Here is a 16,716-nt window from a genome sequence, read left to right as displayed (position 1 = left end):
TCAATACGTGCCGCATCGTCTTCATCATAAGCTTCGTACTCGGGTCTAGGTGGTGATTTGGTTTGAGGGATTTTAATAAATATATATAATATTCCCGTCTTTTTTATAGCTGAAATCTTCTATATATCTCAAAGCATTTAATAGTTCATCTATGCTTTCTTTCTCAAACTTTCCCGTGAAAGTATAATCTTTCTTTTTCTCATCATTAAACCTGATTTCAACGCCATATTTTCTTTCCGCATCCCGGGCAATAGAAACGAATGTTTGATTTTTGAATGCCAGTCTGTCGTTTAACCAGGAGGTTTCCATGATGTTGTTGTTGCTGCTATCCATTGAATTATAATAAGTCAAAGGAGTTATGGTATAATTAACACTGTTTTTGTCAGCAATGGTAAACTTCTGGTTTGGTTTTAATATGATCTTTTCAGCAGGTTTATTGTTCAATGTGACCTGAATAAGCCCTCTTACCAAAGTTGTTTCAATAAATGAATCATCCTCATAAACTTTTACATCAAAAGCAGTTCCCAGTACCTTTATCCTCATATGTTTGGTATGGATAATAAAAGGATGATCAGGGTCTTTCTTAACATCAAAAAAAGCTTCACCATTCAGATATACTTCCCTGGTTTTTCCGCTAAAGGATGCTGGATATTTTAATTGACTTTTAGCGTTTAAGTTTATCTCAGTACCATCTTCAAGTATAATTTTTGATTTATCCCGGCTAGGGGTTTGCAAAACTTTCCATTCAGTAGTATCGTTTTTACCGGCAGGATTATCTGGAATAAAGAAATGATATGCCGCAAAAGAACAGGTGCAAAATGCAATAACAGCTGCAATCCTGTACCAACTGACAAAGTTTCTTTTTATCGGTTTTTCAATATTTTGAATAGGTTTAGGCTCCGGAATAGTTATTTGTTGCTTAATCTTTTCAAAAACTGCATCAATATTGTTAGCGCCTGATTTTTCGTCATTAAAATAACCGGTTAGATTTTCGTACTCATTCCTATGGACGGTACTTTTTGAAAGCAGTTCTTTAAGCTCAATAAGCTCTTTGGGTGAAATTTCACCGGCCAATCTTTTGCCCAATAACTCCGTAAATCTTTGATCAGTCATTTGTGTTTTTTGTTGTGTTATTATATAGTACTCTTTTTACTTAAAAATGCCTACAATGCGCTAAAAAATAGTTTGTTATACTTATTAAAAAAATAAGACTTATAATTTTTCCGCTAATATTTTGTTTATCATTATTACCACATAGATCCTTAGCTTCTTTATAGGAAAGCAGTGTAATCCTTAGTTTATCAATAGCCCTAAAAAGTTGTGTTTGCACTGTTCTTGGAGATATATCTAGAATTTCAGCTACCTCTTTATATCTCATTCCATTTTCTTTAATCAACCTAAAAACCATTTTTGCCTGCAAGGGAAGCTTTTCAATTGCACTATCTAATTTAATATGTAATTCTTTACGTTCTAATTCTTTCTCAGGATTGTTGTTGTCTGAGAATGGATACTCGCCCGACAATTCTAATTCAGTTATATGGATTCCTGAATGCTTTTTTAGATGTTTTAATGATTGATTTCTAACAGCAACAAATAGATATGTTTCCGGATTAATTACATGCAGGTTTCCTTTCCTGTTCTCCCAACACTTTACAAATATTTCTGAAATAATATCTTCTGCAACCTCCTTTTGAGTCACATAGTAACAGCAAAATTTAAAAAGTTTATTGAATAGCGCATAGTATAAAGCCTCAAAGGATTTAACATCGTCTTCAATGGACATTCTGATCCACAGACTGGATAAGTCGGGCTTTACTGTTTTCAATTGCTAAATAGATTGGTTTTTTTCCAATGCAATGTAGTGAATAAAAATAATTTCAAAAAAAATGAATTCCTTGTAGGCAATTTCTTTCTGAAATAGATCCCTTCTCTAAATACGTTGGCTAACCAAGCTCATTTACAATAACCATTTGTAAATAACCGACTGTATTAATAAAAATTATTAAACTAAACTAAACAAATGTATGAAAATGAGGAAAGTTCATTCCACAACCAGTGCCCTAGAAATCACATTTTCTAGCACCACCAAAGGCTTGCGGAAGCTAGTGCTCCTAGCAGTTGCTGCGCTTGGCTTACAGAATACCGCTAAGGCTGAGGGTATTGTAATAAACAAAAGTCTATTTCCAAATCTCTCCAAGGTGGTAAAACACTCCATTAATGTTAGTGAGATGGTTGCTAAAACGGTAACCGGATTGGTAGTCGACGATGCCGGATTGCCACTTCCTGGTGCAACTGTTGCCGCAAAAGGTACCAATGCGATAACAGTTACCGGCGCTGATGGGAAGTTTACCTTAACTGTTCCTGATAATGCCACCATACTGGTCGTTTCCTATATCGGCATGGAATCCCAGGAAGTAAACATCAGCAATTTAACCAATGTAACTATAAAGTTAAAACCTTCAGGTGATGCAAGCCTAACAGAGGTAGTCGTTACCGCTTTAGGTGTAAAACGTGAGAAAAGAGCACTTACCTTCGCGGCACAGCAACTTGCAGGCACAGAACTTACAAAAGCTGGAAGTCCCAATTTCATGGAGGCTTTAAGTGGTAAAGCTGCTGGTGTTGATATCGGCATCAGTAACTCCGGTGTTGGAGGTTCAACAAAAACAGTATTAAGGGGCTCAAAATCAATTGCCGGAAATAGTGAAGCACTTTTTGTAATTGATGGGGTGCCTGTAGTAAATAACAAAGGCGGGCAGCCGGGTTCCTATGGTGGAACAGATGGTGGCGATGGTCTTTCTGCACTAAATCAAGATGATTTTGAATCGGTTACTATTTTAAGAGGGGCCAATGGTGCTATTTTATATGGTAGCCAGGGAGCTAACGGCGTAATTTTAATCAACACCAAGAAAGGTCAGGACGGCAAAATTGCTATCGCTTTAAATTCTACAATAAATTTTAGCAATGCGGCAACATTACCTGAGTTTCAATTTGATTACGGTGCAATAGGTGGCAGCGATTACAGTTGGTCCAAAACAAAGGGGGACTACCAGCGTAACTATATTGATGATTTTTTTCAGACAGGTGTAAATACCATTAATTCCCTATCAGTATCTGGTGGCAATGAAAGAACAACGACCTATTTTTCCTATGGAAATAATAACGCATCGGGCATTGTGCCAACCAGCACTTACAATAAGCATAATGTTACTTTAAGCCAGGAAACAAAATTATTTGATGATAAGGTTACCTTGAGTGGAAATGTGAGGTTCTCCAACGAAAAGTCAAAAAATCGTCCTGGCGCCGGTTATTACAATAATCCGTTAACGGGGTTGTATTTATTTGCCCGTGAAAGAGATTTTGCCGATTACAAAACCAATTATCAAGTTTTTAATACTGAACGAAATCTGTATAAACAAAACTGGTATTCTACTGAAGAAAAACAAAACAACCCATATTGGGAACTATATAATGACCCAAAACTTTCCACTAGTAACAGAGTAATTGCTTCAGCAAAAGCTTCATACGCATTTCTACCACATTTTAAATTTGATGTACGTGGAAACATTGATTATAATGACAGATTATTAGACTATCGTTATGCTGCAGGAGGTAACTCAGTAAGCGTAAGTTCTAACGGAACATGGAATTACACCAAGTATAATGACAAGGCCTTATATGGTGATGCCATCTTAAGCTATGACAACACTTTTGGTAAATTCAGCTTGAATGGCGTTGTGGGAGGAAGTATACAGGATTATACGTTTAATGATGGGATGACTTTTGCCAACGGCACAACACCGCTCCAGTACCCGAACTTTTTCAGTTTCGCAAACCTGCCTTATAATCTGGTTATCAATCAGACCTACAGCAGAGTTCAGAAACAGGGCTTATTTGCCAATGCCTCTCTAGGGTTCAAAGATATGCTCTATGTAGATCTGGCAGGACGCAATGACTATGCTTCTACACTGGCAACTACTGGCAACGATTCCTATTTTTATTATTCGGCAGGTGTGTCCGCTATAATCAGCCAGATGGTAACCATGCCCACAGAAATCAATTTCTTAAAACTAAGGGCATCAACCTCGCAGGTAGGAAATGAGGTGCCATATAATATCGTAAACCCAGGTAATGTTATCGGTGGTGCAGGTGGACCGAACGGCATAGGAGGGATTACCAGAAATACACAGACCCCTTTTGCGACATTGGTGCCTGAAAAGATAATCAGTAATGAGATTGGCCTGGAAAGCCGTTTTTTAAACGATAGACTAACTCTTGATTTTACCTATTATAAAAACACAAGTACCAACCAATTTTTATCTTTGCCAGCCCCTTCGGGTTCCGGTTACACCTTTTACTATGTGAATGCAGGTAAGGTGACCAACCAGGGTTTTGAGTTAACGTTAGGTGGAGACCCAATAAAAAACGAAAACTTCCGGTGGAACACCTCCGTTAACCTATCGCAGAACAAAAACAAAATTGTAGAATTAATTGCCGATAATCCCGGTTATCAGGTAGGTAGCGATAGTGAAGGTTTTAATTCAATAATCAAAGCTGGCGGGTCATTTAACGACTTATACATTTTCAAATTTGCACGAAATGCTTCAGGGCAGATTATATTAGATGATGCTGGAAAACCAAGTAAGGCTGCAACTCAGGAATATGTTGGAAATTTAAATCCAAAGTTGATAACCGGCTGGAATAACACATTTACATATAAAAACTTGAGTTTAAGTACCTTGGTAACGGCTAAGTTCGGCGGTGTTGCTTTCTCTAAAACTGAAGCTTTTCTGGATTCTTACGGAGTAAGTAAAAGGACCGGCGAAGCACGAGATGCAGGAAGTATTCCGATTAATGCCATAATGGGTACTACCCCTCAAAGCTCAATTGACCCTGCGTTGTACTATTCAACAATCGGTGATAGAAATGGGATTATGGAGCCTTATGTATTCTCCCGCACCAATGTCCGCTTGGCCCAGGTATCTTTAGCCTATAATTTGCCAATTAAAGGTTCGGCTATTAAATCAGCTTCCATTTCATTAATTGGGCGCAACCTGTTTTTCTTCTATAAAAAATCACCTTTCGATCCGGAGCAGGCGATGAGTACCAACAATAGCATGCAGGCCAATGATATTTTTGCTGTACCTGGTACACGTTCTTACGGGCTAAATCTTAAGTTAAACTTTTAATGTCTTAAAATAATGAAAAAAATATGTTTAATGGTGTTTGCCTTGATCGTACTCAACTCCTGCACCAAGAATTTCGAAGAGATAAATACAAATCCAAATCAAATAACAGATAAAATGCTGGAGCAGGACTTTAATCTGGTTGGATCTTCCTTCTCGGTTATGTTATTTAACCTGATGGGCCACCAAATTGAAGAAGATCTGTGTTATGATAACTGGATGGGATATATGGGCTCTCCAACGCCTTATGTTGCAGGTGTAAACAATACCACTTACTACCTGCGCTGGATTGATGCCTATTGGAATCGTATATATGGTAGCGTAATGTCTCCATCAAAACAGGTAATACAGCTTGCCGAAGAAAAAGAATTACCATTATTCGGCGATTGGGCAAAATTGGTTAGGATATTAGCCATATCGAAACTAACAGCTATCTATGGTCCGGTGATCTATTCGAATTATGGCACTGCTGGCCTAGGTTCGATCAAATACGACAAGGAGTCTGATCTATATAACAATCTGTTTACGCAGTTAGATCAGATTGAAACAAATTTCAAAGCCAACACATCTTACACTGGATTTACCAAATTCGACCCAAGCTATAAAGGCAACATCGCTTCATGGTTAAAATTACTTAATTCGGTACGTTTCCGTTTAGCAATGCGTTTGGTTAAGGTTAGCCCTATAGTTGCTAAAACAGAAGGAGAAAAAGCCCTGGCTGACCCAGTTGGGTTAATCACTACCAATGCCGAGAATTTCCTTATTTCGTTAAATGGAGAGGTAATGCCTGTTTCGATGATTTCTTTTGACTGGAACGATACCCGTATGGGTGCAACCATGGAATCTTTTATGGTGGGTTTAAAAGATGGACGTATGAATAAATATTTTGCTGAAGTAAGTGATGCCAGTTTAGTTACCGACCATCCTGCATACAAATTTAAAGGTATTCGCAGCGGCGCTTTCATCAATGCCAAAGATGATAGGGTTTCCTATTCTACAGTGAGTACAGATTTCAAATCGGTACAAAACCGAAGAGGGTTTACCGCATCGGAAATCGCTTTTTTGAAAGCCGAAGCGGCATTAAGAGGATGGGCAAATGCAGGAGATGCTAAAACAAACTATGAAAATGGAGTACGCCTCTCTTTTGCCGACTGGGGAGCAGCAGGTGTTGATGCCTATTTGGCTGATGCAACAAGTAAACCAATCAACTATATTGATCCAAAAGACAGTAAAAATAATTTCACAGCACTTTCTACCATTACGATAGCCTGGAATGCTGGTGACGCTAATGAACTGAAACTGGAAAAAATTATCACACAAAAATACTTAGCTACTTTTACCAATACTTTAGAAGCCTGGGTAGATTTTAGAAGGACAGGCTATCCTAAAATTCCGCACGTAGCTAAAAATGATAGTAGTCCGGATTGGGGTGTAATAACAGCCGATCAATGGATAAAACGCCTCGTATTTGTGCCCGCAGAAAGAACCGGTAATGCTGCAGCTGTTGCTGAAGCTGCGACTTTTTTAAGCTCAGGTAAAGACGATATTGCATCACGCTTATGGTGGGATACTACCACTCCGAGTAATTTCTAAACTTTTTCCAACAATAATCCAAAATGGCTGCCTTATGGCGGCCATTTTTGTAACCCGGCTAATTACCAGAAGATCAGGAAATAACGCTCTTGACATAATATTGACAGGTAAAATCCCTTAAAAAAGGGTTATCTGTTGATTTTATGTTACTTTTGTTCATTATACGTTATAAATGGATACTACTTCAAAACTAGCTCTGATTTTAAACGATCCAGATCTGCCTGGGGCACTTAAAGCAATTGCACAAAAGGTACAAAATCAAGAAAGGATTACTTTTGACGAGGGTGTTTATCTTTATGAACATGCCGAACTTGGGTACCTGGGTGCCTTAGCAAATCACATAAGAGAGCAAAAGCACGGTGATAAAACCTATTTTAACCGTAATTTTCATTTAGAGCCGACTAACCTTTGTGTTTACGACTGTAAATTCTGTTCATATTCTCGCTTAATTAAGCAGAAGGAAGAAGGCTGGGCCCTAACGATGGAGGAAATGCTTGATGTGGTTAAAAAGTACGACAACGAACCTGTTACAGAAGTACATATAGTAGGTGGAGTTTTACCTCAATACGATGTTGCTTTTTATTCAGCACTTTTTAGCGCAATAAAAAAACACCGTCCTGAACTTCATGTTAAAGCATTAACACCCGTAGAATATCATTATATATTTAAAAAGGCTAAAATTGACTATGCCACTGGTATGAAATTAATGAAAGAGGCCGGATTAGAGTCAATTCCAGGAGGAGGGGCAGAGATCTTTCATCCTGAGGTAAGAGACCTTATATCTAAAGATAAATGTACCGGCGAACAATGGTTGGCTATACATGAAGAATGGCATAAGCTGGGGATGCGTTCTAACGCAACTATGTTATATGGACATATCGAAAAATATGAACATCGTGTAGATCACATGGAGCAATTACGTCAGTTGCAGGATAAGACAGGTGGTTTCCAGACTTTTATTCCGCTTAAATTCAGAAATCAGCACAACCAGATGAGTAATGTGCCGGAAGTATCTGTAATTGAAGACTTGAGGAATTATGCAATTGCGCGTATTTACATGGATAACTTTGATCACATTAAAGCCTATTGGGCAATGATCAGCAGACAAACTGCTCAACTTTCATTAAACTTTGGGGTAGACGATATAGATGGTACGCTAGATGATACCACTAAGATCTATTCAATGGCCGGCGCCGAAGAGCAAACTCCTGCAATGAGTACACAAGACCTCGTAAATCTCATAAAACAGGTAAAACGTAAACCCATTGAAAGAGATACTTTATATAATGTTGTAACCGATTACACTGATTTCGTTTTTGAGGATGAAGTGAAACCTCAATACTACAAATTACCCGTAATTAACTAATGGATAAGGAAATATACATCATCAGGCATGGTGAAACAGAATTAAATAAACTAGGAATTGTACAGGGCAGGGGAATAAACAGCGATCTTAACGACACCGGACGCAGTCAGGCTGCTGCTTTTTATGCAATGTATAAAAATGTCCCCTTTGAAAAGATTTATACGTCAAAACTAAAGCGTACACATCAAACGGTTCAGGGATTTATTGATGCCGGAATTCCATGGGAACAGGTTGCAGGTTTAGATGAGCTTGCATGGGGCAAGTGGGAAGGAAAGCCTAATGATGATAATGCAATAACAGCGTTTAAAGCTATAGTTACAGCCTGGGACGAAGGCGATTATGACGCACATTTTGAAGGTGGAGAGAGCCCTAACCAGGTTTTAGCCAGACTTAAAGAAGCGGTAGACCTGATCAAATCCAAAAAAGAAGAAAAACTGATCTTGATTTGCATGCATGGTCGTGCAATGCGTTTATTGCTGTGCTTGCTGATGAATAAACCTTTGTCCGAAATGGGAGATTTCCCGCACCAAAATACAACACTTTATAAAGTTGAACTCACTGGCGATAAATTTGACATCGTTGAGTTTAATAATACCGACCATTTAAAATAATTCCTTTGAGTAATATTAAAATATCTGCAGTTTCCTATACAAATACTAAGCCCTTCATTTACGGAATTGAACATTCGGAAATTCTAAATAAGATAGATCTAAGTTTAGATATACCCTCAGATTGTGCTGCTAAGCTAATTAATAACCAAGTTGATATAGGATTAATTCCTGTTGCTGTCATACCGCATGTACCTAATGCTAACATCGTTGCAGATTACTGTATTGGATCAATTGGTGCAGTAAATTCTGTATTTATTTTTAGCGATGTTGATGTTTCAGAAATTAAAACGGTAAGATTAGATAGTCATTCCCGTACCTCAAATAATCTTGCAAAAGTATTGTTGAAATTTTACTGGAAACTGGATGTTGAATTTACTACAGATATCGATGCAAAAACTGATGCAATAGTATTAATAGGCGACAGAACTTTTGGTAAAAAGGCTGATTATGCTTTTGCTTATGATATGGGGCAGCAATGGATGGATTTTACAGGCCTGCCATTTGTTTACGCAGCCTGGGTTGCCAACAAAACTATTCCTCAATCTTTTATTGATGAATTTAATAAAGCACTGGCTTTTGGGTTAGGTCATCGTGCAGAGCTGTTAAAAGGCTTGCCTGCCCGGGATGATTTTGATTTGAATGATTACCTTTTTCATAAACTCGATTTTGATCTTACCGAAAAGAAAAGAGAAGCACTGGATTTATTCCTTTCTTACATTGCCAGGCTTTAAACCTATAAACATTTTTTAAATTTTCAACAAATCATAAAGCCTACACATCAAGATAGTATCTTTACGATTTTGTAAACAGAATCATTTTGGCTAAAGATAATACTAAAGAAACCCCGTTAATGCAACAATACAATGCGATCAAAGCAAAGTATCCCGGAGCATTATTACTATTTAGGGTTGGCGATTTCTATGAAACATTTGGCGAGGATGCGGTTAAAACAGCTCAGATATTAGGTATCGTTCTTACCAGAAGAGGTACAGGGCCAAATGGCGCTTTGGAATTAGCTGGTTTTCCCCATCATTCATTAGATAATTATCTTTCTAAGTTAGTTAGGGCAGGCCAGAGAGTGGCTATTTGCGACCAGCTTGAGGACCCTAAAACAACTAAAACAATTGTTAAAAGAGGGGTTACGGAACTGGTTACACCAGGAGTAGCGTACAATGACAATATATTAAGCCAAAAATCTAACAATTATCTGGCTGCGGTTTATTTCGATAAGAATTCAATAGGTGTCTCTTTTGCTGATATCTCAACGGGTGAGTTTCTGGTTGCACAGGGCGACGCAGAATACATAGATAAGCTTTTGCAAGGCTTTAAACCAAATGAAGTAGTTTTCCAGAAAAGTAAAAGAAAAGAGTTCCTTGAGAATTTTGGCGACAAGTTTTATACTTTCCATTTGGATGACTGGGCATTTACCAACGATTATGCAAATGAGATTTTAACCAAACATTTTGAAGTAGCTTCTTTAAAAGGATTTGGAGTTGATAAACTGCAAACCGGTATTGTAGCTGCTGGAGTAGTGCTTCATTATTTGAACGAAACTGAGCACCGCAATTTAAAGCACATTTCTTCGATCTCTCGTTTAGAAGAAGATAAATATGTATGGTTAGATCGCTTTACCATCAGAAACCTGGAATTGGTTAGTTCTACAAACGATAATGCCATTACACTTTTCGAAGTGCTTGATAAAACATCAACCCCAATGGGTGCTCGTTTGCTGCACAAGTGGATCATAATGCCATTAAAGGAATTAAAACCAATACAGGAACGTTTAGGTGTAGTAGAGTTTCTGATTAAAAAGGAACCGCTTTTAGAAGAGTTCTTGACGCACATTAAACAGATAGGCGATTTAGAAAGGCTGATTTCCAAAGTAGGGTTGCAAAAAGTAGGTCCAAGGGAACTTTGTCAGCTAAAAAAGGCACTGTATCATATAGAATCTGTTAAAAAGATAGCAGAAGAAGTGAAAAACCCTTTCTTATCTGTTCTTGCAGATCAGTTAAATCCATGTTTAACCATCAGAGAAAAACTCGAAAGAGAATTACAGCAAGATCCTCCTGCTGTATTAATCAAAGGGAATGTAATAGCTGAGGGTATCGATGAAGATCTTGACAGGCTTAGGAAAATAGCTTTTGGCGGTAAAGATTACCTTGTTGAAATACAAAAGAGAGAAGCTGCCATCACTGGTATCCCGTCATTAAAAGTAGCCTTTAACAATGTTTTTGGTTATTATCTGGAAGTTACTCATACCCATAAAGACAAGGTGCCTGCAGATTGGATCAGGAAACAAACACTTGTAAATGCAGAAAGATACATTACACCCGAACTAAAGCAATACGAAGAACAGATACTTGGAGCCGAAGAAAAAATTCAGCAGATAGAAATCCGTTTATATAATGAATTGGTGTCTCAGGTTGCTGCATATATTAAGCAGATTCAGTTAAATGCCTTCCAGATAGCTCAATTAGATGTGCTATTATGCTTTGCACAGCTGGCTATTAAAAATCACTATGTTAAGCCCGAAATTACTACAGGTAAAGCATTAGATATCAAAGGTGGCAGGCACCCGGTAATTGAAAAAAGGCTACCTGTAGGTGAGGAGTACATCACCAATGATGTATTTTTAGACAACGATACTCAGCAGATCATCATCATCACCGGTCCCAATATGTCGGGTAAATCGGCCATATTAAGACAAACAGGTCTCATTGTTCTAATGGCCCAAATGGGTTGTTTTGTGCCGGCAAAGGCTGCAAGTATAGGGCTAATAGATAAAATATTTACACGTGTAGGTGCGTCCGATAATCTTTCTTCAGGCGAAAGTACATTCATGGTGGAAATGAATGAAACTGCAAGTATCCTAAACAATATATCGGATAACAGTCTTATTCTGCTAGATGAAATTGGTAGGGGAACAAGTACTTACGATGGTATTTCTATTGCATGGGCAATCGCAGAGTTTCTGCACACGCATCCAACGGCGCGACCAAAAACATTGTTTGCTACCCATTATCATGAGTTAAATGAACTTGCCAACACAATGAGCCGCGTTAAAAACTTTAATGTATCTATTAAAGAGGTCTCAAATAAGGTGATCTTCCTGCGTAAACTAGTGCCCGGTGGAAGCGAACACAGTTTTGGTATACATGTTGCTAAAATGGCCGGTATGCCTCCTAAACTGATCAATAGGGCAAATGAGATCCTTAAAAAACTTGAAATAGACAGAACCGAAGGGCAAAGCATTAAAGATAGCATTAAGAAGGTTCAAAATCAGGCCTATCAGTTGCAGATGTTTGCTATTGATGATCCCGTTTTAGTGAAGATAAGAGATACACTTAACAACCTGGATGTAAATATACTTACTCCGGTTGAAGCGCTTTTAAAGCTCGATGAAATACAACGAATAATAAAACAATAAAGGCTATGATGATTTTGAATACGCAGAAAAACAATGTTAAAGCTGTACTATTTGTACTTATGTTAATCGTGTTGTCTTCCTGCGGTTCAAGAAAAGCAAGTGTAAAACCTAACCCAAATTCAGCATCTAAGATTGCTTATGCTATGTCTCATTTAAAAAGCAAGCAATTGTATCGCTTTATTAACGATTGGACAGGGGTAAGGTACCGTTTGGGCGGATTAGATAAACGTGGTATTGATTGTTCAGGTTTTGCTTTCTTATTGCAAAAAGACATTTATGGGAATAGCTTACCTCGGAGGTCCCGCGATCAGGCCGAAACAATCAAAGAAAAAAGCATTAGTCAGTTAAAAGAAGGAGATCTTATCTTTTTCTCTTTTGGCGGTGGTGCTGTAGATCATGTTGGAATATATCTTAACGACACTTATTTTGTTCATGCATCTACAACCCGTGGGGTAGTGGTCGACGATTTAACCCTTCCTGCTTACCAAAAAACAATGGTTAAAGCAGGTTCTTTTAGAAACTAAACTATGTCAGAACATAAACAAGATTCCTTTTGGAATAAGTACAAACGCTTTGCTACAACCGAAATTCTGATGTACCTAATCATGATTATCGGAATAGCCCTTGGAATTATATTTCTAAGTTAATTCGTTTTAAAAATCACCTTACTATTATCTGAACTACTTACGTCACTAAAAAAGCGCATAAAGCTTTCGTATTTGTCAGCGGGGTACGTCCCATTATTCAAAACAAATTTTCTGTTATATATCAGCTTTTTACCCTCCATTGTAACCTTTACAGCATAGCTGCCAAATGGCGATTTAATTTCCCTGTCATTAGGTTTAGCTTCAATACTATATCCTTCGGGAAGGTTATATATTATCTCATCTTCATCTGTAAAGCCCCTGTTCACATATACAGGTAATGTTCTGTTTCTAACTTCTGGAATGGAGTTGGTTTTGTTGAACGCATTAAGTACCATATAGATCCTGTCATTTGTACGGGGTGCATACCTCTGAATAGTTAGATCTAAGGACTCTGAGGTTACAGGATTGCTATCCTTTCTTTGAGCAAGTTTAAGATTGTTAAAATCAATATTGTCAATATCATACTCTTCTTTTAGCAATTTTAACTGCTCAGATGAAGGCTTACTAATGATACGACGATAATTATCATACTGGGAGCCACTAAAGTCGGTGTGCAACTTGCCATTAACATTACCATCCTTATCTAAATTAAGCTCTGCCTTACGTTTTAGCAGGCTTGCAGCAGTAGTTAAGGCTGGTGTTTTTAGTAATTTACCACCTTCTTCTGTACAGGCCAATACAACACGGTCGTCGGTAAAACTTCCTAAATATCCAAACGGACTATCCTGACTGGTACATTCTAACCAGGTGGTATCACTTTTAAGTGGTACACATAAAATAATATGATTTCCCTGATCCATGCTTGCAAAATCGGCATCCATACTCTTTTTATAACTATCGCCATATACCACGCAATAAAGACTGTTTATACCTACAGCTTTTAATAAACTTTGTGTGTAATTTACCAGCGCTTTACAATCGCCATAAGAAACACGGTGCACTTCTGTTGCTTCAAAAGGTTGGAATCCGCCTATACCAATCTGCACACTAATGTATCTTGTTTTCTTCTGCACGTATTCATAGATCTTTTTTGCCTTCTCTTTATCACTGTCTAATCCTTTTACCAGGTTGTTCATCTCCTGAATAATATCTGGCGAAAGTGTTTGTCTTGTTTTTACGAGGTCATCATAAACCCACTTTCCTAACTCCTGCCAGTTGCTATAGCTTCCTTTATGACCATAATAAGTAAACTGTTCGGGTGCTATTTTCACATAGGTAAGATAATTGTCAGGATCAGGAGCATAAGGTTCACGCTTAATCGCACTTAGGTTAGTTACCTTCCATGTCCTACTAATAACCTTATCTGATTTTACTACCTCTGCATTCCCTTTGTAGTTGTATTCTTTTATACGGATTTTATCATCGGGCTTGGAGATGAAAGTGTAACTGGTTTTCTCTACAGAAACATCAGAATAGGGTGTTGCATACCAATCAGGGATGATCAGGTTTTGTTTAAACCTGATTTCATATTCGTAAGATATCGTGTAAGGATAAGTTAAAACATTAGGATTATACCTCTTAATCCGGGCATCTTCAAATAAAGAAAAATCACTAACAGCACTTTCATCCAGAAAGTTGCTTAAGGAAAACTTTCCGGCTGGTTTTCCAAAAGAATCCATAATAATTCCCTTTACACCTTTAATGGAGGTAGCCTTGTTGTAAAAGAGCGCTAAAGCTGCTACCTGGTCTCCGTTCTTATTCAGAACGGTAATGGCTTTTTTCACATTAAGGATAACATTCTCTGGAGCACGCATATCTACGGTAGTCTCCATGTTTCTGACTACGGCATTAGCACGACTTTTTAATGCAGAAGGAATGTTTTCTACATTATAATCTGGTTGCTCCTGAGCGTATCCCTTAAAGGCAACAGCAATAAAAATCAGAAGTAATAATCTCTTCAGCATTTACTTGGTTTTTTTAAATACAATATCAGTTTTTTGCGATTGTATAATACGGCTATAAAATTCTTTCAATGACAAGTAATCCTCAGATTCGTAAATAGGTTTATTGAATTGAAGCATCTCATTGAAAACAAAAGAATCGTCTTGCATTGATGTTGAGGCAAGATATTTCCCGCCATTTTCTGTCAGCGCCATCGACATATCTTTCGGTTTATCAATTACAGAAATATTAGCAGGAAGTTTAATGATCATGGTGATCCTTTCTTCGCTTGCCGCCCCCATATCAACAGGATAAGTCCTTTCATTTAAATTGAATGGGTTTTTAGTAATACGATTAATAAAGAATGGATTAAAGTATGATTGATCGGCATTTAAATTGTCAAAGACCTTCATTTCAATCTCATAGTCTTCTACCAGCGTGTTGTCCAGGCTATCTACATTTTCTATTGAATGTTTTAATATGTTTATTCCGGGCATTTGTTCGTCTAACTTTTCTACATACTCATCTACAGAGTTGGCTGCTACAATGCGCTGGCGTTTTTTAAGTGCAGCATACCCTAATGAGTAAGTAGTTAGTTTGCCCTTTAGTTTTCCATCTGCAGTTAATTCCGCATTAAGGACATACTTTGTAGACTCTTTTTGACTGGCTTTTAAATCGTACCAGTAAGATGGTTTCTTTAAATTAATAACCCTGCCATTTCCATTTATACAATGTAATGGAAGCAGGCCGAATGGTAACAGGGGTTCTGTTGCATCCAGTAAATAGCTTTTATCGCCAATATTAACCTTTGCAACCACATAATTAAAATCGCTGATCACCGGATAAAGGTTGTTAACTACCCCATTTGCCCTGGTTGATAATATTACGGCTTCAGCATCCAGATCTGCGGCGCTTAAAGCAGCAATTAATGCTAAATTTATATCTCCGGTATTTCCAGAGTGCTTTTCAAGAGCGGTTTTAATGTTATTCTCACTGTAAATACCAATGAAACCATTCATTTTTATATTCTTCCTAATGTAATTATAAATGGCTTTTGCCTTGCTTAAATCATCGCTGGCTTTGCCCAATATTTGAGGCATCAGCTCTTTAAAAACATCTTTTCGCTTCATTTGAGTGCCAAATGATTTGTCTGAATTTAATTCATAATCAACATCTTTCCAGGTCTTAGTGATGCTTTTTTTGCCACCATTAAGCATAACATAGTCAGAAAGCTCATAGTAAATGGCCGATCTGAAGTTACTTGGGGCAGTCATATAATCCTCTTCAATCAATGCCGGAACGTCCTTCATAATATAGGTCATTTTTGAACAGTCAATCTTATTTCCTGCAATCATTAAACATTCCTTCTTTATTTCTGCATTCTGCTTGGTAAGTTTCTGCGCCCCTCTTAACGAAACATTGTAATTATAGATAGCAGGGATATTGGCTATATATTCGCTGTGTAACTTTGGGATGTCTGATTGAAATTCCCATGTTTTAAAGTTGAAGATATAAGGCGAATGCAGTCGGTAGCTATATTCAATAATGCTTCCATCCATTAAGTTGGGCATCGTAAATTTTGTTAGCGAAACGTATTTGTTCTTTTTCTCATTGAATACTTGTTTCTTATCCAGCTCAGTTTTAACCAGCTGACCATTTACAATATTTATCGTAGTGGCTTTTAGTTCTTTAATTTCATCTTCATCATCCCGATATATCCTCAATGGAATTACAATATTTCCATGGTTAAAACCTTCTTTATTAAATATTTTAATGCGTACATGATATTCAAAATCAATGTAGGTTTTACCGGTTGCATTATCCAGCTGTACGGCTGTAGTGCCAAATTCTCTGATAACCATAGCATTAGCATTGCTATCTAGTTGCGTGTTTTTTAATTCAATATCACTTCCTGTAATTCTTGCATACTCAAAATCCTGAGCATAAGAATGACTAATCGAAAAAAACGATAAAAGAAGCGCAATGGAAAAAAGTTTCATAATGGAGC

11 protein-coding genes are annotated in these 16,716 nt (G+C 37.5%); 7 read left to right on the top strand and 4 right to left on the bottom strand.

Annotated features, from left to right (window positions below; translation table 11 throughout):
- Positions 1–72 precede the first annotated feature (72 nt).
- Together AC1DDK_RS09125 and AC1DDK_RS09120 are read right to left on the bottom strand one after the other, a co-directional pair.
- Positions 73–1,113, bottom strand: a complete 1,041-nt coding sequence (locus AC1DDK_RS09125) for a FecR family protein (protein WP_337714894.1) — start codon at positions 1,111–1,113, stop codon at positions 73–75.
- Positions 1,114–1,153: 40 nt separating this feature from the next.
- Complete coding sequence (locus AC1DDK_RS09120) at positions 1,154–1,783, bottom strand: RNA polymerase sigma-70 factor (protein WP_337714893.1); 630 nt, start codon at positions 1,781–1,783, stop codon at positions 1,154–1,156.
- 241 nt (positions 1,784–2,024) lie between these two features.
- Between AC1DDK_RS09120 and AC1DDK_RS09115 the strand changes: the two genes are divergently transcribed.
- The 7 genes from AC1DDK_RS09115 to AC1DDK_RS09085 all read left to right on the top strand — a co-directional run bounded on the left by AC1DDK_RS09115 (position 2,025) and on the right by AC1DDK_RS09085 (position 12,704).
- On the top strand, positions 2,025–5,186 hold the full coding sequence (locus AC1DDK_RS09115; protein ID WP_216854495.1) for a SusC/RagA family TonB-linked outer membrane protein: 3,162 nt from the start codon (positions 2,025–2,027) through the stop codon (positions 5,184–5,186).
- A gap of 12 nt (positions 5,187–5,198) precedes the next feature.
- Positions 5,199–6,776, top strand: a complete 1,578-nt coding sequence (locus tag AC1DDK_RS09110) for a SusD/RagB family nutrient-binding outer membrane lipoprotein (RefSeq protein WP_172663319.1) — start codon at positions 5,199–5,201, stop codon at positions 6,774–6,776.
- Positions 6,777–6,948: 172 nt separating this feature from the next.
- Positions 6,949–8,142, top strand: a complete 1,194-nt coding sequence (gene mqnE, locus AC1DDK_RS09105) for an aminofutalosine synthase MqnE (RefSeq protein ID WP_337714892.1) — start codon at positions 6,949–6,951, stop codon at positions 8,140–8,142.
- Positions 8,142–8,753 carry a histidine phosphatase family protein gene (locus tag AC1DDK_RS09100; protein WP_172663317.1) on the top strand — a complete coding sequence of 204 codons (612 nt, stop codon included), beginning with the start codon at positions 8,142–8,144 and terminating at the stop codon, positions 8,751–8,753. The genes mqnE and AC1DDK_RS09100 overlap by 1 nt, the downstream gene beginning before the upstream one ends.
- 5 nt (positions 8,754–8,758) lie before the next feature.
- Positions 8,759–9,484, top strand: a complete 726-nt coding sequence (locus AC1DDK_RS09095) for a menaquinone biosynthetic enzyme MqnA/MqnD family protein (protein ID WP_337714891.1) — start codon at positions 8,759–8,761, stop codon at positions 9,482–9,484.
- Between the two features lie 86 nt (positions 9,485–9,570).
- Positions 9,571–12,180: a DNA mismatch repair protein MutS gene (mutS, locus tag AC1DDK_RS09090; RefSeq protein ID WP_337714889.1), complete on the top strand. Its 2,610-nt coding sequence runs from the start codon at positions 9,571–9,573 to the stop codon at positions 12,178–12,180.
- A 5-nt stretch (positions 12,181–12,185) separates the two neighbouring features.
- Positions 12,186–12,704 (top strand): C40 family peptidase, encoded by a 519-nt coding sequence (locus AC1DDK_RS09085; RefSeq protein WP_246269724.1) that lies wholly within the window; start codon positions 12,186–12,188, stop codon positions 12,702–12,704.
- Between the two features lie 119 nt (positions 12,705–12,823).
- Here the strand turns inward: AC1DDK_RS09085 and AC1DDK_RS09080 are convergent, their stop codons facing one another.
- Together AC1DDK_RS09080 and AC1DDK_RS09075 are read right to left on the bottom strand one after the other, a co-directional pair.
- Positions 12,824–14,731, bottom strand: coding sequence for a DUF3857 domain-containing protein (locus tag AC1DDK_RS09080; protein ID WP_172663315.1), 1,908 nt, complete (start codon positions 14,729–14,731; stop codon positions 12,824–12,826).
- Positions 14,732–16,708, bottom strand: a complete 1,977-nt coding sequence (locus tag AC1DDK_RS09075; RefSeq protein WP_477622579.1) for a DUF3857 domain-containing protein — start codon at positions 16,706–16,708, stop codon at positions 14,732–14,734.
- Positions 16,709–16,716 lie beyond the last annotated feature (8 nt).

It is taken from the genome of Pedobacter sp. 05T44, from assembly GCF_056395985.1.
This window is presented reverse-complemented; position numbering and strand designations above follow the sequence as displayed.